The sequence below is a fragment of the Stenotrophomonas sp. YJH_SMC_94-11 genome, assembly GCF_059370435.1.
In genome coordinates this window covers 79010-96791 of record NZ_JCAFTR010000003.1, presented here as the reverse complement: position 1 = coordinate 96791, position 17782 = coordinate 79010, and the positions used below count along the sequence as shown (strand labels likewise).

At 66.7% G+C, this 17782-nt stretch carries 17 protein-coding genes; 8 read left to right on the top strand and 9 right to left on the bottom strand.

Going from position 1 to position 17782, the window contains the following annotated elements:
* Positions 1 to 105: 105 nt before the first annotated feature.
* Positions 106 to 561: a CopD family protein gene (locus AC5P74_RS07195; RefSeq protein ID WP_053497082.1), complete on the bottom strand. Its 456-nt coding sequence runs from the start codon at positions 559 to 561 to the stop codon at positions 106 to 108.
* A 187-nt stretch (positions 562 to 748) separates the two neighbouring features.
* Here AC5P74_RS07195 and AC5P74_RS07190 point away from each other — a divergent pair, with 187 nt between their 5' ends.
* Positions 749 to 1339, top strand: coding sequence for a class I SAM-dependent DNA methyltransferase (locus tag AC5P74_RS07190; protein WP_053497080.1), 591 nt, complete (start codon positions 749 to 751; stop codon positions 1337 to 1339).
* A gap of 93 nt (positions 1340 to 1432) precedes the next feature.
* Positions 1433 to 2740 (top strand): polyhydroxyalkanoate depolymerase, encoded by a 1308-nt coding sequence (locus AC5P74_RS07185; protein ID WP_053497077.1) that lies wholly within the window; start codon positions 1433 to 1435, stop codon positions 2738 to 2740.
* Positions 2741 to 2850: 110 nt separating this feature from the next.
* Here AC5P74_RS07185 and AC5P74_RS07180 read toward each other — a convergent pair whose 3' ends face one another.
* A complete protein-coding gene (locus tag AC5P74_RS07180; RefSeq protein WP_251102973.1) occupies positions 2851 to 3840 on the bottom strand; it encodes a sensor domain-containing protein in 990 nt (329 codons plus the stop codon).
* Entirely contained in the window at positions 3837 to 4202 is a 366-nt protein-coding gene (locus AC5P74_RS07175; protein ID WP_329841655.1) for a PadR family transcriptional regulator, read from the bottom strand. Before AC5P74_RS07175 ends, AC5P74_RS07180 begins: the two co-directional genes overlap by 4 nt.
* 136 nt (positions 4203 to 4338) lie before the next feature.
* Between AC5P74_RS07175 and AC5P74_RS07170 the strand changes: the two genes are divergently transcribed.
* On the top strand, positions 4339 to 5241 hold the full coding sequence (locus tag AC5P74_RS07170) for a peptidylprolyl isomerase (protein WP_346608020.1): 903 nt from the start codon (positions 4339 to 4341) through the stop codon (positions 5239 to 5241).
* 555 nt (positions 5242 to 5796) lie between these two features.
* On the opposite strand, the gene AC5P74_RS07165 is transcribed toward AC5P74_RS07170, so the two are convergent.
* Positions 5797 to 6669: a DMT family transporter gene (locus AC5P74_RS07165; protein ID WP_065177444.1), complete on the bottom strand. Its 873-nt coding sequence runs from the start codon at positions 6667 to 6669 to the stop codon at positions 5797 to 5799.
* A gap of 115 nt (positions 6670 to 6784) precedes the next feature.
* Here AC5P74_RS07165 and AC5P74_RS07160 point away from each other — a divergent pair, with 115 nt between their 5' ends.
* Positions 6785 to 7729 (top strand): LysR substrate-binding domain-containing protein, encoded by a 945-nt coding sequence (locus AC5P74_RS07160; RefSeq protein WP_005415832.1) that lies wholly within the window; start codon positions 6785 to 6787, stop codon positions 7727 to 7729.
* Positions 7730 to 7797: 68 nt separating this feature from the next.
* Entirely contained in the window at positions 7798 to 8091 is a 294-nt protein-coding gene (locus AC5P74_RS07155) for a hypothetical protein (protein ID WP_005415831.1), read from the top strand.
* A 31-nt stretch (positions 8092 to 8122) separates the two neighbouring features.
* On the opposite strand, the gene AC5P74_RS07150 is transcribed toward AC5P74_RS07155, so the two are convergent.
* Both AC5P74_RS07150 and AC5P74_RS07145 read right to left on the bottom strand, forming a co-directional pair.
* Entirely contained in the window at positions 8123 to 8938 is an 816-nt protein-coding gene (locus tag AC5P74_RS07150) for a DUF4349 domain-containing protein (protein ID WP_329841652.1), read from the bottom strand.
* On the bottom strand, positions 8935 to 9291 hold the full coding sequence (locus AC5P74_RS07145; RefSeq protein ID WP_053497067.1) for a GFA family protein: 357 nt from the start codon (positions 9289 to 9291) through the stop codon (positions 8935 to 8937). Before AC5P74_RS07145 ends, AC5P74_RS07150 begins: the two co-directional genes overlap by 4 nt.
* Positions 9292 to 9403: 112 nt before the next feature.
* Between AC5P74_RS07145 and AC5P74_RS07140 the strand changes: the two genes are divergently transcribed.
* Positions 9404 to 11212 (top strand): DUF885 domain-containing protein, encoded by a 1809-nt coding sequence (locus tag AC5P74_RS07140; RefSeq protein WP_329841650.1) that lies wholly within the window; start codon positions 9404 to 9406, stop codon positions 11210 to 11212.
* Between the two features lie 144 nt (positions 11213 to 11356).
* Complete coding sequence (locus AC5P74_RS07135) at positions 11357 to 12358, top strand: polysaccharide lyase (protein WP_329841649.1); 1002 nt, start codon at positions 11357 to 11359, stop codon at positions 12356 to 12358.
* Positions 12359 to 12364: 6 nt separating this feature from the next.
* Here AC5P74_RS07135 and agp read toward each other — a convergent pair whose 3' ends face one another.
* From agp to AC5P74_RS07120, 3 genes are all read right to left on the bottom strand, one after another.
* The gene (agp, locus tag AC5P74_RS07130) at positions 12365 to 13588 is read right to left on the bottom strand and encodes a bifunctional glucose-1-phosphatase/inositol phosphatase (RefSeq protein ID WP_346607887.1); all 1224 of its coding nucleotides are present in this window, start codon (positions 13586 to 13588) and stop codon (positions 12365 to 12367) included.
* A 68-nt stretch (positions 13589 to 13656) separates the two neighbouring features.
* A complete protein-coding gene (gene smrA, locus AC5P74_RS07125) occupies positions 13657 to 15489 on the bottom strand; it encodes a multidrug efflux ABC transporter SmrA (protein ID WP_346607886.1) in 1833 nt (610 codons plus the stop codon).
* Between the two features lie 172 nt (positions 15490 to 15661).
* On the bottom strand, positions 15662 to 17221 hold the full coding sequence (locus AC5P74_RS07120) for a serine hydrolase (protein ID WP_346607885.1): 1560 nt from the start codon (positions 17219 to 17221) through the stop codon (positions 15662 to 15664).
* Positions 17222 to 17331: 110 nt separating this feature from the next.
* Between AC5P74_RS07120 and AC5P74_RS07115 the strand changes: the two genes are divergently transcribed.
* The gene (locus AC5P74_RS07115) at positions 17332 to 17775 is read left to right on the top strand and encodes a VOC family protein (protein ID WP_070488872.1); all 444 of its coding nucleotides are present in this window, start codon (positions 17332 to 17334) and stop codon (positions 17773 to 17775) included.
* Positions 17776 to 17782: the final 7 nt, after the last annotated feature.

Genomic DNA, 17782 nt, shown 5'->3' with positions numbered 1-17782 from the left:
ATGCTCGGCTCGCTCATGGCGGACCTGAACATCAAAAGCCACAGCTGCACCCAGTAGATCCACGCCATGCGTGGATGCATCTGTGCGATGCGCTGCGCGCCCCGTTCAGAACGGCTTGGCCAGCACCAGCCACACGATCGGAATGAACGCCAGCAGCGGAATCTCGTTGATCCAGCGCAGCGCGCGCGACGAGGGCAGCGCCCTGCCCTTGGCCACGCCCTTCAACAGACGGCCGATCCAGCTGAAATACACCAGCAGCACCACCACCAGGCCCAGCTTGGCGTGCAGCCAGCCAGCGCCACCGGGCGCGACCATGGTCGGGAAATCCGGGATGACCTTGTAGCCCAGCCACAGCACCAGGCCCAGCACAAAGGCCAGGCCGAACATCGAGTGGCCGAAACGGTACAGGCGCAGGCCCATCAGCTGCAGGCGCTCGGTCACCGCCGGCTGGCCTGCGGTCTCGGCCAGGTTGACCAGGATGCGCGGCAGGTAGAACACCGTGGCCATCCACGCCACCACGAACACGATGTGGAAGGTCTTGACCCAGTAGTAGCTCTGCATGCGCTCGCTCCGGCGGCTGGCGTAGATGGGCGCCTATTGTCGCAGTAGAGCCACCTCATGGGTGGCTGCCGCGTCCAATCGCCGCATCAGGACAGCCATGCATGGCGTGGCTCTACTGCGGGTCCACCACACCCGGGGGCGCAACACCGTACGATAGGCGCCGTTTTCCCCGATCGCGCACCGCCCCATGGACAAGACCTACGACGCCGCCTACTTCCAACGCTGGTACCGCCGCGCCGACATCGGCGGCAGCGCCCGCCTGGCGCGCAAGGTCGCGTTGGCCGTGGCCAGTGCCGAGTACTACCTGGAACGACCGATCCGCAGTGTGCTGGACATCGGCTGCGGCGAAGGCGCCTGGCGCGCACCGCTGCTGAAGCTGCGTCCGAAGGTCGAATACCTGGGCTTCGACAGCAGCGAGTACGCTGTGCGCCGCTATGGCCGCACCCGCAACCTGCACTTGGCCAGCTTCGGCGATTTCGCCTGGCTGCGGCCCTGCGCGCCGGTCGACCTGCTGGTGTGTTCGGACGTGATGCACTACGTGCCCGACCGCGAGCTGCGCGCCGGCCTGGCCGGCGTGACCGAGCTGACCGGCGGTGTGGCCTTCCTGGAGACCTTCGCCGCCGAGGACGCGTTCGAAGGCGACCACGACGGCTTCCAGGCCCGCCCAGCACGCTGGTATCGGCGGACGCTGGCCCGGCACGGCCTGCAGCCGGTAGGGTCGCACTGCTGGCTCGGCCCCGCCCTGGCAGGCGATGCCGCCGCGCTGGAACGGATGTGAATCCGGATTCATTATTTTCAGCCAACTTAACCTGCGGGACACCCGGATGGGATATGCTGCGCGGCAACATATGACCATACATATTCGGTCGTCATGCTCTATCAACTGCACGAACTGACCCGCAACCTGCTCGCCCCCTGGGTGCACCAGGCCCAGGCCAACGCCAAATTCTTCGCCAACCCGGGCCACTGGTGGTCGCAGATGCCCGGCGCCGATCGCCTGGCGGCGGTCAATGAGCTGTTCCATCGCATCGGCAAGGATTACGAGAAGCCCGAGTGGGGCATCAACGAAATCGAGGTCGACGGCGAGCGCGTGCCGATCGTCGTGCACGAGGAAGTGAGCAAGCCGTTCTGCAAGCTGCTGCGCTTCAAGCGCCACAGCAATGAGGCCGACCAGCTGCACACCATGCTCAACCAGCCGTTCGTGCTGGTGGTGGCACCGCTGTCCGGGCACCACGCCACGCTGCTGCGCGATACGGTGCGCACGCTGCTGCGCGACCACCGTGTGTACGTCACCGACTGGGTGGACGCGCGCATGGTGCCGGCCAACGAAGGCGAGTTCGGCCTGGACGACTACATCGCCTACATCCAGGAGTTCATCCGCCATCTGGGCGTAGAACGCCTGCACGTGGTCAGCGTGTGCCAGCCGACGGTACCGGTGCTGGCCGCGGTTTCACTGATGGCCAGCCGTGGCGAGCCGACACCGCGCACCCTGGTGATGATGGGCGGCCCGATCGATGCGCGCTGCAGCCCGACCGCGGTGAACAACCTGGCCACGCAGAACCCGCTTTCGTGGTTCGAGAACAACGTCATCCACACCGTGCCGGCCAGCTATCCCGGCGCCGGCCGCCGCGTGTATCCGGGCTTCCTGCAGCACGCCGGCTTCCTGTCGATGAACCCCAGCCGCCACTTCAGTTCGCACTGGGATTTCTACACCGACCTTGTCAAGGGCGACCTGGAAGACGCCGACGCGCACCGTCGCTTCTACGACGAGTACAACGCGGTGCTGGACATGCCGGCCAAGTACTACCTGGATACCATCCGCGTGGTGTTCCAGGACTTCCTGCTGCCGCGTGGCGAGTGGGTGGTCAACGGCGAGAAGGTCGACCCGTCGGCGATCCGCGATACCGCGCTGCTGAGCATCGAGGGCGAACTGGACGATATCGCCGGCCTTGGCCAGACCGAAGCAGCGCAGGCGCTGTGCACCGGCATTGCTACTGACCGCCGCGAGCATTTCATCGTCGAAGGCGCCGGCCACTACGGCATCTTCAGCGGCCGTCGCTGGCGCGAGGTGGTGTATCCGAAGGTGCGCGACTTCTTCGCTGCCCATGCCGAGGCACCGGCGGCGAAGGCCACGAAGAAGAAGAGCAACGTTACTCCGTTGCGGCGAAAGGCGGGGTAACTCCCCGCCGTGGGGTCGGATCCCTTTCCAACGGAGAGGGCTCTGACCCAGCATGATGGGACCCGGGGTCAGAGCCCTGTTCTGCGAACAGGGATCCGACCCCTGGCCTGTTACAACCGCACCAGCAGGTTCTTGGCAATCAGCCCGTGCAGCTTGCCGATGCCCCGTGCCAGGTGCATCGTCAACAGCAGCAGCAGCACGCCCACAGCTGCGATCACGATGCCCACCAGCGGCGAGGCGGCCATCGGTAACACGTTCACGCCGTCGACGTACACGCCCGGAATGTCACCGCTGAACAGTGCGGCCACCGGTGCCCAGATGAACCCCAGTGACAGCGACAGCAACGTCACCGCGATGGTGAAGTAGACCACGCCCAGCGGCAGCATCAGCACGAAGTACAGCAGGGTCAGCCAGGTGCGGCCATCGGTGAACATGTCGCCGATGCGCTGCAGCCAGGTGCGGCTGCGGTCGGTGTAACGCGGGCGGCGCGGCATGCGCTCGCCCAGCAGCGCTTCCACCAGCCGTCCTTCCAGCAGCGCCAGCCCGCGCACCGAGCCGAAGAACAGCACGGTCAGCGGAATGCCGATGATCAGGATCAGCAGGCCCAGCGACAATGACAGGCCGGTCACCACCCAGGTGAAGAAGAAGATGCCGGTGGCCAGCGACAGCAGCATGTAGAACAGCGCACCGTAGGTGTGCGGATCGGTCACCACGCCGAAGAAGCGCGCCAGCAGCGAACGCTGCACCGGCGCCTGCGGCGGTGAGGCCGGCTCGACGCCACTGGCTTCGGCCGCTGCACGCAGCACCGGCGCGGTATCCGCACGCGGCGTGCGCAGCGCGCGGTTCACCGTCACTTCGGTCTCGCGGTAGATCTCGGCCACTTCGTCCGGGGCGCCATAGCTGCCGGCCACGTCGGCGATCACCTCGGCTTCGCTGCGGCCGGGCTGCGCCGCCAGCTCCGAGCGCAGGTATTCCTCGGCGTCGTACAACGCGTCCTGCACCATCGCCGGATCGGCACCTTCCAGCGCAGCGCGCAGCTGCGCCAGGTACTGCGGAATGGTGGTCGGCAGGGCGCGGCCTGCCAGGCTCGGGTCGTTCATTGCGGTACCCCCTCCAACACGGAATCGACGGAATCACGGGTGGCCTGCCAGGCTTGGCGCCAATGCGCCAGCACCTCGCGGCCACGTTCATTGATGCGGTAGTAGCGCCGGGGCGGACCACTGCTGGATGGCTCCACATGGCTTTCCAGCAGCCCGGCGCCCTCCAGGTTGCGCAGCACCGGGTACAGCGCGCTCTGCTTGCCGCTCAGCACGCCCTCGCCCACCCGCTCCAGCTCCTTGGCAATGAGGTAGCCGTACAGCGGCTCCCCGGCCCGGGCCAGCACCGCCAGCAGGGCCAGCGACACCGTTCCGGCACTGAGCTCCTTCTGGAACTTCTTCAGGTGGACATCGTCCTCGGACATGGCCGGTCCTCCACTACGTTGAAGTCCACAGTAGTGCGAAGTTCGGTATAGCGAATGTGTCGTTAGTCACTCTGCCGGTTGGCGTGACCGAATTGCTCGCGCAGAATCGAAGCCTCGTTCATGTTCCGGGGTTCCCATGCCGCACCGCCGTCGCCTTGCCCTGACCGCCCTCGCCCTCGCCTGCCTGCTGCCCGCCATGGCCAGCGCGGCCACGCCTTACCGCAGCCCGCAGCAGATCTTGGACGCCTCGCCGGCCAGCGACTGGCGCACGCCGGACCCGGCCAACCTGCTGTACATGGACCTGCCGGCCGGGCGCGTGATCATCGAGCTGGCGCCGCAGTTCGCCCCGCGCCATGTCGCCAACATCCAGACCTTCGCCCACGAGCACTTCTGGGACGGCACCAGCATCTACCGCTCGCAGGACAACTTCGTGGTGCAGTTCGGCGATGCCGACGCCGATGACGCAGCCAAGGCCAGGCCGTTCGGCAGCGCCGCGCGCAAGCTGCCGGCTGAATTCGAGCGCGCCAGCGCTGGCCTGAAGGTCAGCGTGCTGCCGGACCGCGATGGCTGGGCCGCGCAGACCGGTTTCGTCGACGGCTTCCCGGTCGGCCAGGACCCGCAGGCCGGCAAGGCCTGGCTGGCACATTGCTACGGCATGCTGGGCGCCGGCCGCAGCAACGAAGAGGACAGCAGCATCGGAGCCGAACTCTACGTGGTGACCGGCCAGTCACCGCGTCAGCTGGACCGCAACATCACCCTGGTCGGCCGCGTGCTGAAGGGCATGGAACTGCTCAGCGCGACCCCGCGCGGACCGGCGCCGATGGGCTTCTACACCGACCCGAAGCTGCGCACGCCGATCGTGTCGATCCGCCGTGCCAGCGACGTGCCGGCGGCCGAGCGCACACCGATCCAGGTACTGCGTACCGACTCGAAGACCTTCGCCGATACGGTGGAGGCGCGGCGCAACCGCGTGGATGATTTCTACAAGCGCCCGGCGGGGCATATCGACCTTTGCAATATTCCGGTGCCGGTGCGGTAGGAGCCTGGCTTCCTGCACGTGGCGCGTGCTGAAGGTGCTTCACTGTTCATGGGCGTTACTTTTCTTTGTACGCAAAGAAAAGTAACCAAAAGAAACGTTCCGCCGGCCGCGAGCCGGTGCTGCGCACCGGTACCCTCCGCTTCTCGGTGAATCAGGGGACGGTGCCGAACTCGCTGCGCTCAGACATCGGCACCTCTTCGCCCCTGATTCCCCTGCGATGCTCGGCTCGCTCAAGGCGGACCCAGTTCAAAGGCCACAGCTGCACCCAGTAGATCCACGCCATGCGTGGATGCTCTTGCTGTTGATCTTGACCTTCCAGTCCGCCTTGAGCGAGCCGAGCACCGCAGGTCCGGCGAGGGCGAAGAGGCGCGGGTGTTTGAGCGCAGCGAGTTCCCGCGCCGTCCCTCGACGGGCCGAGGAGCGCAGGGTACCGGTGCGCAGCACCGGCTCGCGGCCGGCGGAACGTTTCTTTTGGTTACTTTTCTTTGCGTACAAAGAAAAGTAACGCCCATGAACAGTGAAGCTCCTTCAGCACGTGCCACGTGCAAAAACGTCTCAGCCCTTCTGACTCACCGCCACGCTACCCAGAATCAACGCACCGGCAATCAGCATCTGCAGCGTCACCGGCTCATCCAGGAACAACCACGCAAACGCCGCACCGAACAACGGAATCAGGTAGGTCACCGTCGACGCCCGCGACGGGCCGATACGACCGATCAGGCGATAGAACATCAGGAACGCCAGCCCGGTACAGGCCACGCCCAATGCGATCGCCGCGCCCCAGGCCTTCAACGGAATCGCCGCCTGCGGCCAGTGGCTGACCGCCATCGGCAGCATCCACAGCGAGGCGCACGACAGCGTTGCCGCCGCGGCGGCGGCCGACGGCAACCCGGTCATGTGCCGCTTCACCAGGTTCACGCCCAGGCCGTACAGCAGCGATGCCGCCGCACCGGCCAGCACTGCGGTGCCGATGCTCAGGCCGGAGACCTTGGCCGTGGCCAGCACCACCACGCCGGCGAAGCCGACCAGCAGCGCCCCGGCACGACGCATGCCGATCTTCTCGCCGAAGAACAGGAACGCGATCAGCGCGGCGAACAGCACCGTCATCGCATTGCAGATCGCACCGATCGCGGCCGGCGCCTGCTCGGCGGCGTAGGCAAACAGCACGAACGGCAGCGCTGAGTTGATCAGGCCGATCGGTGCCAACCACAGCCAGCGGCGCGGCGGGAACTGCGCGCGGGCGCGCCACAGGAACGGCAGCAGCACCAGCGCCCCCAGCACCAGCCGTACCTCGACCAGCGCGAATGGGCCGAACGACGGCACCGCCACCCGCATGAACAGGAACGAGCAGCCCCAGATGGCGCCCAGCAGGGTCAATTCCAGCGGCGTGCGCCAGTCGCGCTCGGCCGCCTGTGGGATCGCATTCATGTCCTGCCTCCGTCCATCGTCTATTCCTCGCCAAGGCAGACAGGATCAGGCGCAGACGCCCGCCGCACAAGCGCGTAGTATCGCTGTCAGCCACAAATATGGCTTGAGGCTCGACATGCTGCTCCGTCCTTCCCTGCTCCCCGCACTGGCCGTGTTCGCGGTCGCCGCACGCCACCAGAATTTCGCCCAGGCCGCGCAGGAGCTGCACCTGACCGCCAGCGCGGTCAGTCACCACGTGCGCCGCCTGGAAGAAGTACTTGAAGTTCGCCTGTTCCTGCGCCACGCCCGCGGCGTGCGCCTGACCGCCGAGGGCCGGCAGCTGGCCGACGCCGCCAGCGCCGCCTTCACCGATGTCGCGGCGGTGGCCCATCACCTGCAACCGGATGCCGACAGCGTGCCGCTGCGGATCACCACGCTGCGCTCGCTCTCGTACTGCTGGCTGCTGCCGCGACTGCCACGCTTCACCCAGGCCTATCCACACATCCGCATCGAGCTGCACACCGGCAGCGGGCTGGATCGCTACGACGACAACGGACCGGAAGTCGGCATCCGCTACGGGCTGGGCCAATGGCCGGGCCTGCGTGCGCAGCACCTGATGGATGACTATCTGTTCCCGGTGGCCTCACCGGCACTGGCCGGGGTCGAAACGCTGGTCGATCCGGCGCGTATCGCCGAGCTGCCGCTGCTGACCGACCTGTCGCCGCAGGGCTGGCGCGACTGGTTCCGCCACGCCGGCGCGCGCCCGCCGTCGCCGATGCCGCCGATGCACACCTTCGCCGACAGCACCGACGCGATGCGTGCAGCGGTGTATGGCATGGGCGCGGTGCTGGCGCGCACCCACATCGCCCAGCCCTACCTGCAGCGCTACGAGGTGGTACGCCTGCCCGGCCCGGCATTGAAGGCGCGCTATGCCTATCACGTGGTGCACGCAGAAGGGCAACCGCCGAGCCCGGCCGCGCGCCTGTTCATCGACTGGTTGCTGGAACAGGCGCAGGACGAGCGCACGCCGATCCCGGCATTGCCGGACAGCCTGCTCGGGCGGCCGGCAACGCACGCCTGACTGCGCCCTCACCCGTTCTTTGCCTCACGCTGGCTAGGCTGCTGGCGAACCCACAACGTACCTATGCCATGGCCATGCTGCGACTGCGCATCACCGGAACCGAAGACGACGCCCGCGCCATCAGCGACCTGCTGCTCGGCCTGGACGGCATCGAACATGTTGAAGAAACCGACGACCTGATGCCGCACATGGACGACGACGATTCCAGTTCGGCCGGGCTGTCCGATGACATCGGTCCGGGCATCCACGAACTGGAAGTGGAAGTCGGCAATGAAAGCACCGCGCAGAAGGTGCGCGATGCGGTGCAGGAACTGGCGCTGGAGCTCGATGTGTTCGTCGAGTACGAGACCGACGAGGGCTGATGCCGGCTGACGGCCGGCATCGGCCTTCACCTCAGGGGTTGGGCGGTAGCTTGCGACGGCGGCGACGCCACCATGCCCGCACACCCCAGGCCCCGATCAAGGCCAGCACCGCCACCGGCAGCAGCGCGGCAGCAGCGCGGATCAGGAACGCAATGCTGGTGCTGAGGATGCTGCCCGACTCGCTCAGCGCCTCGCCGATCTCGCTGCGGCTGCGCTGGCCAGAGGTGGTGTCGAAGTGGATCGCCACCAGCTGGGTATCGATGCGCCGACGCTGCTGCGCGGCGTCCTTGTTGGCCTGCTCGACACCCGCCTCGATCTCCGACAGGCGCGTGGTGATCGCCATCAGGTCTTCGACCTTCAGGTCCTTGCGGTCCTGGTAGGACAGCAGGCGGGCGTGCTCCTTTTCAAGCCGCGCCTTGGTCAATGCCGTGTCGGCCACCGCCTGCGCGAGATCCTCGGCGCGCGTATTGCGGGACTGCAGCTTGCCGCCTTCACCAGCCATCGTGATCAGCGGCTCGGTGCCCTTCGGGGCGATGCGCACCTTCACTTCACCGCTGGGCTGCTCGCCGCCGTGCTGCTCGACCTGCAACACTGCACAGTCACCGAACTTCGCGCTCTGGCAGGCCTGAGCGATCTGCTGGATGCGCGGTGCGATCTGCGCCGCTTCCAGCTGCACCTGCACGTCATGTTCGTAGGCCAGGAAGGCGCCTTCCGGCGAAGCGATGGCCGCCTCCGCGGCCGTGGCGCCCGCATCCCCCACCATGTCGCCCTGCTTGGCGCAGGCGCCCAGCGCCAGCAGCAGTACCGGCAGTGCCGCCCTGCGCGTCCACGCTCGCACCGGCCTCACAGTGCCGCTCCGTCGTAGGAGGTCACCGAAAGGCCAGCCAGATCCACCTGCGGCACGCAGCGCACGTTCACCGCCACCATCGGTGTGCCGGTGCGAGGGTCGACCGCTTCGCTGTAGGGAGCGATACCACACTGGCGGCAGTGGTGGTGGTCGATGTGGGCCTTGTTGAAGTGGTAGGTGGCCACGTCAGCCGGATCGGTGGCCAGCTGGAACGCCGCACGCGGGGCGAACCACAGCAGGCTGCCGCGACGCCGGCACATCGAACAGTTGCAGTCGATGACGTCGCTGATCGGCGCCTCGGCCTGTACGGTGAATGCGATCCTGCCGCAATGACAGCTTCCTTGGTATTCCATGTCCTGCGCTCCTTTGGAGGGTCCTTGAATCCGCCCATGGTAATCCTATGGCACGGGGACAAAGCAGCGACGGGGCCCTATGCTCAGGGTTTGACCCCGTACAGGAATGCCGATGCGCCCGCATCTTCTTGCCCTCGCCCTGGTCGCCGCGCTGGCCGGTTGCCAGCCGGCCGACGCCCCGACCAATGCTTCCACCCCGGCCGCCAGCCAGCAGGCCGGTGACGCGGCGGTCGACGCCGCCTTCGCCGATCTGTCCAAGCGCGCGCTGGACACCTGGATGCAGCTGTCGCCAGTCAGCGCCACCCAGATCGGTGACCACCGCTACGACAGCGAGCTGGACGACCTGAGTGCCGCCGGCCAGCAGAAGACCGTGGCCGCCTACAAGGCGCTGCTGGGCGAGCTGGACAAGATCGAGGTGGCCAAGCTGGGCCGTGAGAACCAGGTGGACGCAGCGATCCTGCGCAACCAGCTGCAGTCGGAAATCTGGAACGCCGAAGTGCTGCAGTCCGGCAAGTGGGACCCGCAGCTGTACAACGGCATCGCCGGCAGCGCGATCTACGGCCTGATGGCGCGCGAGTTCGCACCGCTGCCGGAGCGCCTGAAGGCGGCCACCGCGCGCATGGAGAAGCTGCCGGCGATCTTCGCCCAGGCCCGCGAGAACCTGGACCCGGCCCGCGTGCCGAAGATCCACGCCGAGACCGTTGCCAAGCAGAACAAGGGCATCCTCAGCATCGTCGATACCTTCATCACCCCGCACATCGGCGAACTGCCGCAGGCCGACCAGCAGCGTCTGCAAGCGGCCATCGACGGCCTGAAGAAGGCCGTGGACGAGCAGCAGACCTGGCTGGACAAGACCCTGGTACCAAACGCCAAGGGCGACTTCCGCATCGGTGCGGAGAAATACGACCAGAAGCTGAAATTCGCGCTGAGCTCCTCGCTGTCGCGCCAGGAGATCGGTGAGCGTGCGCGCGCCGAACTCAAGCGCGTGCGCGAGGACATGTACGGCATCGCGCAGACCGTGCTGAAGGACAAGCCGGGTGCACCTGAGATGCCGGCCCAGCCGACCGACGAGCAGCAGCAGAAGGCGATCGAGGCCGCGCTGGAACTGGCCTACGCCGACAAGCCGGCACGCGACAAGGTGGTTGACGATGCCAAGGCCGCGCTGGAGCAGTCCACCGCGTTCGTGCGCGAGCACGATCTGATGACGCTGCCCGATGCGCCGGTGGACATCATCCTGATGCCGGAATTCCAGCGTGGCGTGGCCGTGGCCTACTGCGATTCGCCGGGCCCGCTGGACAAGAACCTGAAGACCTTCTACGCCGTGTCGCCGATTCCGAACGACTGGAACGAGAAGCAGGTCGACTCGTTCCTGCGTGAGTACAACTCGCGCATGATCCACCTGCTCAGCATCCATGAAGGTACTCCGGGCCATTACCTGGAAGGCTGGCACTCGGCCAAGTTCCCCTCGACCCTGCGTGCGGTGCTGCGTTCGGGCCTGTTCGCCGAAGGCTGGGCGGTCTACACCGAGCGCATGATGCAGGAGCAGGGTTACCTCAACAACGATCCGCTGTTCCACCTGGTGCAGCTGAAGTTCTACCTGCGCACCATCTCCAACGCGATCCTCGACCAGGGCGTGCACGTGGACAACTGGGATCGCGAAAAGGCGATGCACCTGATGACCCACGATGCGTTCCAGCAGGAGAGCGAGGCAGCGGGCAAGTGGGTGCGCGCACAGCTGACGTCGGCACAGCTGCCGACCTACTTCGTCGGTGCGCAGGAACACTTCGACACCCGCAAGGCAGTGCAGGAAAAGCTGGGCGACAAGTTCAACCTGAAGGCGTACCACGACCAGGTGCTGTCCTACGGCGCACCGCCGGTGCGTTTCGCCCGCCAGCTGATGCTGGACCAGCCGATCGAGTGATCGCGCAGGTGTGAGTTGAACGAGAGCGGCCCGGGCAAACCCGGGCCGTTCCGTTTGCACAGGATCGCCACGCCATCGCCGCATCACATGCCGGCAACGGAGCCAGGCGCATCGTTCGCCGGGTTCCCCCTTCCACCGGCATCCATGTCTCTCCCTCTGCTCCGCCTTGCACTGCTGCCCGCACTGCTGGCCAGCGCCTGTGCCTTTGCTGCGTGCCCTGCGCCACCCGCTGGCCAGCCCGACATCCGTGCCCTGGGCTACTACACCGACAAGGCCGGCTCGGTGATCGACCCGGCACTGCACCAGCAGAACAAGGATGCCACCGCGCCGCTGGACCGCTATGCCGCCGACGTGGCGCGCATGAGCGACGACTATCTGCGCAGCGGTGACCCGGCAGCGGCGCAGTGCACGTTGAACTGGCTGGGTGCGTGGGCCGACGAGGGCGCCATGCTCGGGCAGATGATCCGGGTCAACAACGATCAGTCGTTCTACATGCGGCAGTGGATGCTCGATGCGGTGGCCATGGCCTACCTGAAAGTGCATGACCAGGCCGACCCGCAGCAGCGCGCGCGCATCGATCCGTGGCTGCAGCAGCTGGCAAGGGCCAACCTGGCCTACTGGGACAACCCGAAACGGCGCCGTAACAATCACTACTACTGGGGCGGCCTGGGCGTGCTGGCCACCGGCCTGGTCACCGATGACCAGACCCTGTGGCAGGCTGGTCATGCAGCCTTCCAGAAGGGCATCGATGACATCCAGGACGATGGCAGCCTGCCGCTGGAAATGGCGCGCGGGCAACGTGCCCTGCACTACCACGACTACGCGCTGACGCCGCTGGTGATGATGGCGGAGCTGGCGCGGCTGCGCGGTCAGGACTGGTACGCCAGACGCGATCACGCCATCGACCGCCTGGCGCGTCGCGTCATCGAAGGCAGCAAGGACCCAGCGTGGTTCAACCAGCAGACCGGTGTTGCACAACTGCCCCTGCAGGCCAGCGGATGGGTCGAGTTCTACCGGTTGCGCTCACCCGATGGCGGCCTGTTCGATGCCGCGCATGCACGCGGACCGTTCCATTCGCCGCGGTTGGGCGGTGACCTTACCCTGATGGCCACGCACGGCATCGTGCGCACGCCCCTGCGCTGGTGACGCGCCTCAGCGGGCTGCCGGTTGCAGCAGACGCTGGAATTCCGCGATGGTGCAGCCCTGCGCCGCGCAGCCCGGCACCCGCAACGCGACATGGCCCGGCGGCTGCGCCTCGGTCAGCGGCTGTGCGCCACGCAGCTGTGCGGTGGTCGGGTAGACGTAGGCCAGGCGAAACCGCTCGCCACCCGTCTGGCGGTCACGCCAGCGCTCGAACTGCAGCAGGCCACCGATCGGCGTCTTCTCGTACTGGCCCGGCAACGTGTAGTCGGTGATGCCCAGCGCCGCCAGCACGGAACCGATGTTGGAGTCATGGCCGACCAGCAGGGTCACCTTCGGTGACGCCGGATCAGCGAACAACGCATTGACGTGGGTCAGTAGCGGTCCGGCGACATCCTGCGCCACCTCGGCGGTGCCGAACAGGATGTCCTGGTAGAGGTTGCGGATCTGCGCCAGCGCCTGCCATTGGGCCCGGGTGTTCAATCTCCCCCAACCGTCGCGGCGCATGCCACTGCCCTGGTAATGCTCCATCAACAGGGCATCAACCAGCCCGCTGGCCAGTGCCAGTGAACCGGAGGCGCGAGGCTCCTTGCCCGGCTCCGCACTGAAAGAGGTATCGGCCGGCACCAGATGACAGTCGCTGCGCCCCGCACAGGCCGCCGACTGCGGGTAACGGGTGATTTCCTCCACCACGGAAAGTGCCGGGGCCAGATCCGCTGCCGCCAGCGCGTTCTGCATTGCCGCCAGCGCGCGGGCGCGGAAGTCCGCATCGTCACGGTGGATCACCGGATTGAACAACGGATCCATCGTGCCCAGCGCCCTGCGCTGCTCGACCTCCACATGACAACCCGGGAACGCGCCGGCAACGAAGAACTGCGCGGTCGCCTGGGTGCGCTGCAGGCTGTTGGCATGGGCGTGAAAGTCGGCCCGCTGCGGGCAACCCGACCCCGGCAGCAGCTGCGCCTGGCGCAGCCACTGGCCGATGTAGCGGCCCATGTAGACCTCCAGCACGCCGCCCTTGGTGGTCAGCTCGCCGGGGCTTACGTCCCAGGGTGTCCAGTGCTCTGGCGTGGCATGGGCCAGGGCGCCCGACGCGACCACCGGCGCGCGCAGGTTGTGGCGGCTGAGCAGGATGACCTGCTGCAGTTGCTCGTCGGCAACGGGTGCGGCCATCGCGGTCGCAGTGCTCACGGCCAGCGCGATCAGCAGAAACAGGGAGCATAGGGCGCGGATCATGCAGGTCTCCAGAAGCACGCCGGGGTCGGAGCCTTTTCCGAAGGAAAGGGCTCCGACCCCGGAAGTACTCATTGATCGGCCGCCACGAAACCACCGGTCTGCCGCGCCCACAGGCGCGCGTACAGGCCACCGGCCGCAATCAGTTCGGCATGGCTGCCGGTCTCGACGATGCGGCCCTGGTCCATCACCACCAGCCGGTCCATGCGCGCGATGGTCGAGAGCCGGTGCGCGATCGCGATCACCGTCTTGCCGCCCATCAGCTCATCCAGGCTGTCCTGGATCGCCGCTTCCACTTCCGAGTCCAGCGCCGAGGTCGCTTCGTCCAGCACCAGGATCGGCGCGTCCTTCAGCAGCACGCGGGCAATGGCGATGCGCTGGCGCTGGCCACCGGACAGCTTCACCCCGCGCTCGCCCACGTGCGCGTCGTAGCCACGACGGCCCTGCCCGTCCACCAGCGAATCGATGAAGGCTTCGGCACGCGCCTTGGCCACGGCAGCACGCAGCTGCTCCTCGGTCGCATCGGGGCGGCCATACAGCAGGTTGTCGCGGATCGAGCGATGCAGCAGCGAGGTGTCCTGGGTGACCACGCCGATCTGCTGGCGCAGGCTTTCCTGGGTGACGTACGCAATGTCCTGGCCGTCGATCAGGATGCGGCCGCTTTCCAGGTCGTACAGGCGCAGCAGCACGTTCACCAGGGTCGACTTGCCGGCACCGGAAGGACCGACCAGGCCGATCTTCTCGCCCGGCTTCACCACCAGGTCGAGGCCAGCGATCACACCGCCCTTCTTGCCGTAATGGAAGTGGATGTCCTGGAAGTGCACACCGCCACGGGTCACCTGCAACGGCACCGCATCCTCGCGGTCCTGCACGGTCAGCGGCTGGGCGATGGTGGTGATGCCATCCTGCACCGTGCCGATGTCCTCGAAGATGCCGTTGATGGTCCACATGATCCAGCCGGACATGTTGTGGATGCGGATCACCAGGCCGGTCGCCAACGTGATCGCACCGACGGTGATGTGGCCGCCATTCCACAGCCACAGCGCGAGCCCGCAGGTACCGGCAATCAGGAAACCGTTGACGATGGCGATGGTCAGGTCCATGCCTGTGGTCACCCGGGTCTGCGCGCGGTGCTTGACCGCCAGTTCCTGGATCGATTCGGCCACGTAGGCCTGCTCGCGTCCGCCATGGGCGAACAGCTTCAACGTGGGAATGTTGGTGTAGCCATCGACGATGCGGCCCATCGCCTTGGAGCGCGCTTCGGACGCAATCCAGGCCCGTTCCTTCGCGCGCGGCACGAAGTAGACCATGATCACCGCGTAGGCCAGCAGCCACAGGACCAGCGGCACCATCAACCGCCAGTCCGCCTGCGCGAACAGGTACAGCGCCGTGCCGGTATAGACCACGATGTACCAGAGCGAATCGACCATCTGTACCGCCGACTCGCGCAGCGAGGTACCGGTCTGCATCACCCGGTTGGCGACGCTGCCGGCGAAGTCGTTCTGGAAGAAGCTCAGGCTCTGCCGCACCACGTAGTTGTGCATCAGCCAGCGCGAGCGGTTGCTCAGGCCGGGCACGATCGCCTGGTTGACCAGCAGGTTGTGCAGGCCCACCAGGATCGGCCGCGCGATGACCGTGATGAACAGCATCCAGCCCAGTTCATTGGCATGGCGCTTGAAGAAATCGGCACCGGGCTGCTCGGCGACCATGTCGACGATGCGGCCCAGGTAGTCGAACATGGCCACTTCCACCAGCGCCAGCAGCAGGCCGGCAATCAGGGTCGCCAGCAGCACCGGCCAGATCGGGCGCAGGTAGTGCAGGTAGAACGGCAGCACCTTGCGCGGTGGCATGCGCCCATCCACGGGCGGGAAAACCGGGATCAGGGATTCAAACCAACGGAACATCGCATTCCCTCGCCATCAATAGCCGGCGGAGTATCCCACGCCGGATGTGTACGCCGGCCGACGATGCCCCGGTTCTGGTAGCGCCGGGCCATGCCCGGCGATTCCCCCTGCAACCGCGCTGCGCGCTCGCCGGGCATGGCCCGGCGCTACCGATCATGTGGGCCGCATCGGGTTACGTTGCCGGGGTGAACAGCAGGTCCTGGAAATCGAAACTGAAATCGGTCAGGTCGGAAATCGGCTGCATGCGCACCTCGCGCACCTTGCCATCCGGGTCCAGGCTGAAGTTCACGAACGCATCGGCGTTGAGCGAACGGTCGTCCCAACGCACGATGAAGGTGTCGTGCTGCCAGTGCTCCAGGCGCCCGCTCAGCTGCGCGGTCTTCGCAAAGCGCAGGCGCAGGCCCTTGCCTTCGACGCTGATCTGCATGTCGCCATACCAGCGGTCACGGAAGCTGCCGGCGTAGCCGGCCAGCGCCAGCGATCGCCTGCTGCCCTTGTCGCGTGCGCTCTGGTGCTTGGCCCAGGCCTCGTCGGCCTTGTCCTGGCCCTTGGCCACGGCCTTGGCATAGGCGTCCACCCAATCGTGCTTTTCTCCGCTCAGGTAAGCGTCAAGCACGCTCAGGGTGATCGCATTGAACGCCGCGCCCACTTCCTGGTTGGTCAGCACCACCACGCCCAGCTTCTCGCCGGGCACCAGGGTCAACCGCGAGACCATGCCCGGCCAGCCACCGGTGTGCCAGACCAGCTTCTGCCCGCGATAGTCGCTCAGGCTCCAGCCTTCGCCATAGCCGGCGAAGTTGGCCCGCGCCGGTGCCAGCTCCGGCACGCTCGGCGCCGGGATCGACTGCGGGGTGATCATCCGCCACATCTGCTGCTGGCTCTTTTCACTGAACAGCACCGTGCCATCGGCGAGCTTGCCTCCGGCCAGCTGCACCTGCATCCAGCGCGCCATGTCGTGCGCGCTGGAATAGATGCCACCGGCGCCGGCATTGTTCGACCAGGTCAGCGGTGCAACGGTGCGCAGGTCCTTGAAATCGTACTTGGCGTGGCCGACCGCCGCCTTGTCACCTGGCTTCAGGTGGTCAGCGTTGTAGCGCGTGCCGGCCATCCCCACCTTGTCGAAGATGCGCGTCTGCAGGAACTGCTGGTAGCTCATGCCGGACACGCGCTCGATCACCTGTTGGGCGACCGCGTACAGGATGTTGTCGTAGGCATAGCTCTCGCGGAAGCCGCCCTTCAGCGGCACCCTGCCCAGTCGCTCCACCACTTCGGCGTTGCTGTAGGAGGTGGCCGGCCAGAACAGCAGGTCACCGGCGCCCAGGCTCAGCCCGCTGCGATGCGACAGCAGGTCGCGGATCGTCATCTGCCCGGTCACGAACGGATCGGACATGCGGAACGACGGCAGGTGATCGATCACCTTGTCATCCATCTTCAGCTTGCCGTCCTCGGCCAGCAGGTTCAGCGAGGTGGCGGTGAACGCCTTGGTATTGGAAGCGATGGCAAACAGGGTGTCGGCCTGCACCGGTTCCGGCTTGCCCTGCTCGCGCACGCCCCAGCCACGTTCGAGCACCACCTGGCCATCCTTGACTACGGCCACGGCGATGCCGGGCACGTCGAACTGCGTGCGCACGCGCTCGACGGTCGCATCCAGGTCCTGCAGCTGCTGCGGGGTCGCCGCATTGGCCATGGTCGTGCACGCCAGCAGCACGGCTCCTCCGATCCAGGTTTTCATCCAGCACCATCTCCGAACAGGGGTAGCGGCCATGTGCAGGCCGTCACCGGGGTTTCGCAGGATGGTAACGGTCGCCGATGCACCCTGCCCCGTGCCATAGGAGGGGTGTCATGGGCGCGAATGGCCAACCAAGCAACGGCTCCACCATCATTCCGTGCCTGCGCTACCGCGACGCGCTGGCCGCCATCGACTGGCTGCAGCGGGCCTTCGGCTTCCATGCCCAGGCCGTGTATGCCGATGGCGATACGGTTTTCCATGCCCAGCTCACCTTCGGCAACGGCATGATCATGCTCGGCTCGGCCAACAACCAGAGCGCGTGGAGTGAACACGCGGTCCTGCCCGGAGAAGTCGGCGGCCGCCAGACCCAGAGCGCCTGCGTGATCGTCACCGATGTCGATGCGCACTATGCGCGGGCCAAGGCGGCTGGGGCACGCATCGTCATCGACATTGCCGACCAGGACTACGGCGGCCGCGGCTATGCCTGTGCCGATCCTGAAGGCTACCTGTGGTGGTTCGGCAGCTACGACCCCTGGCGCGAGGACCACAGCCAGTGAACGCTGC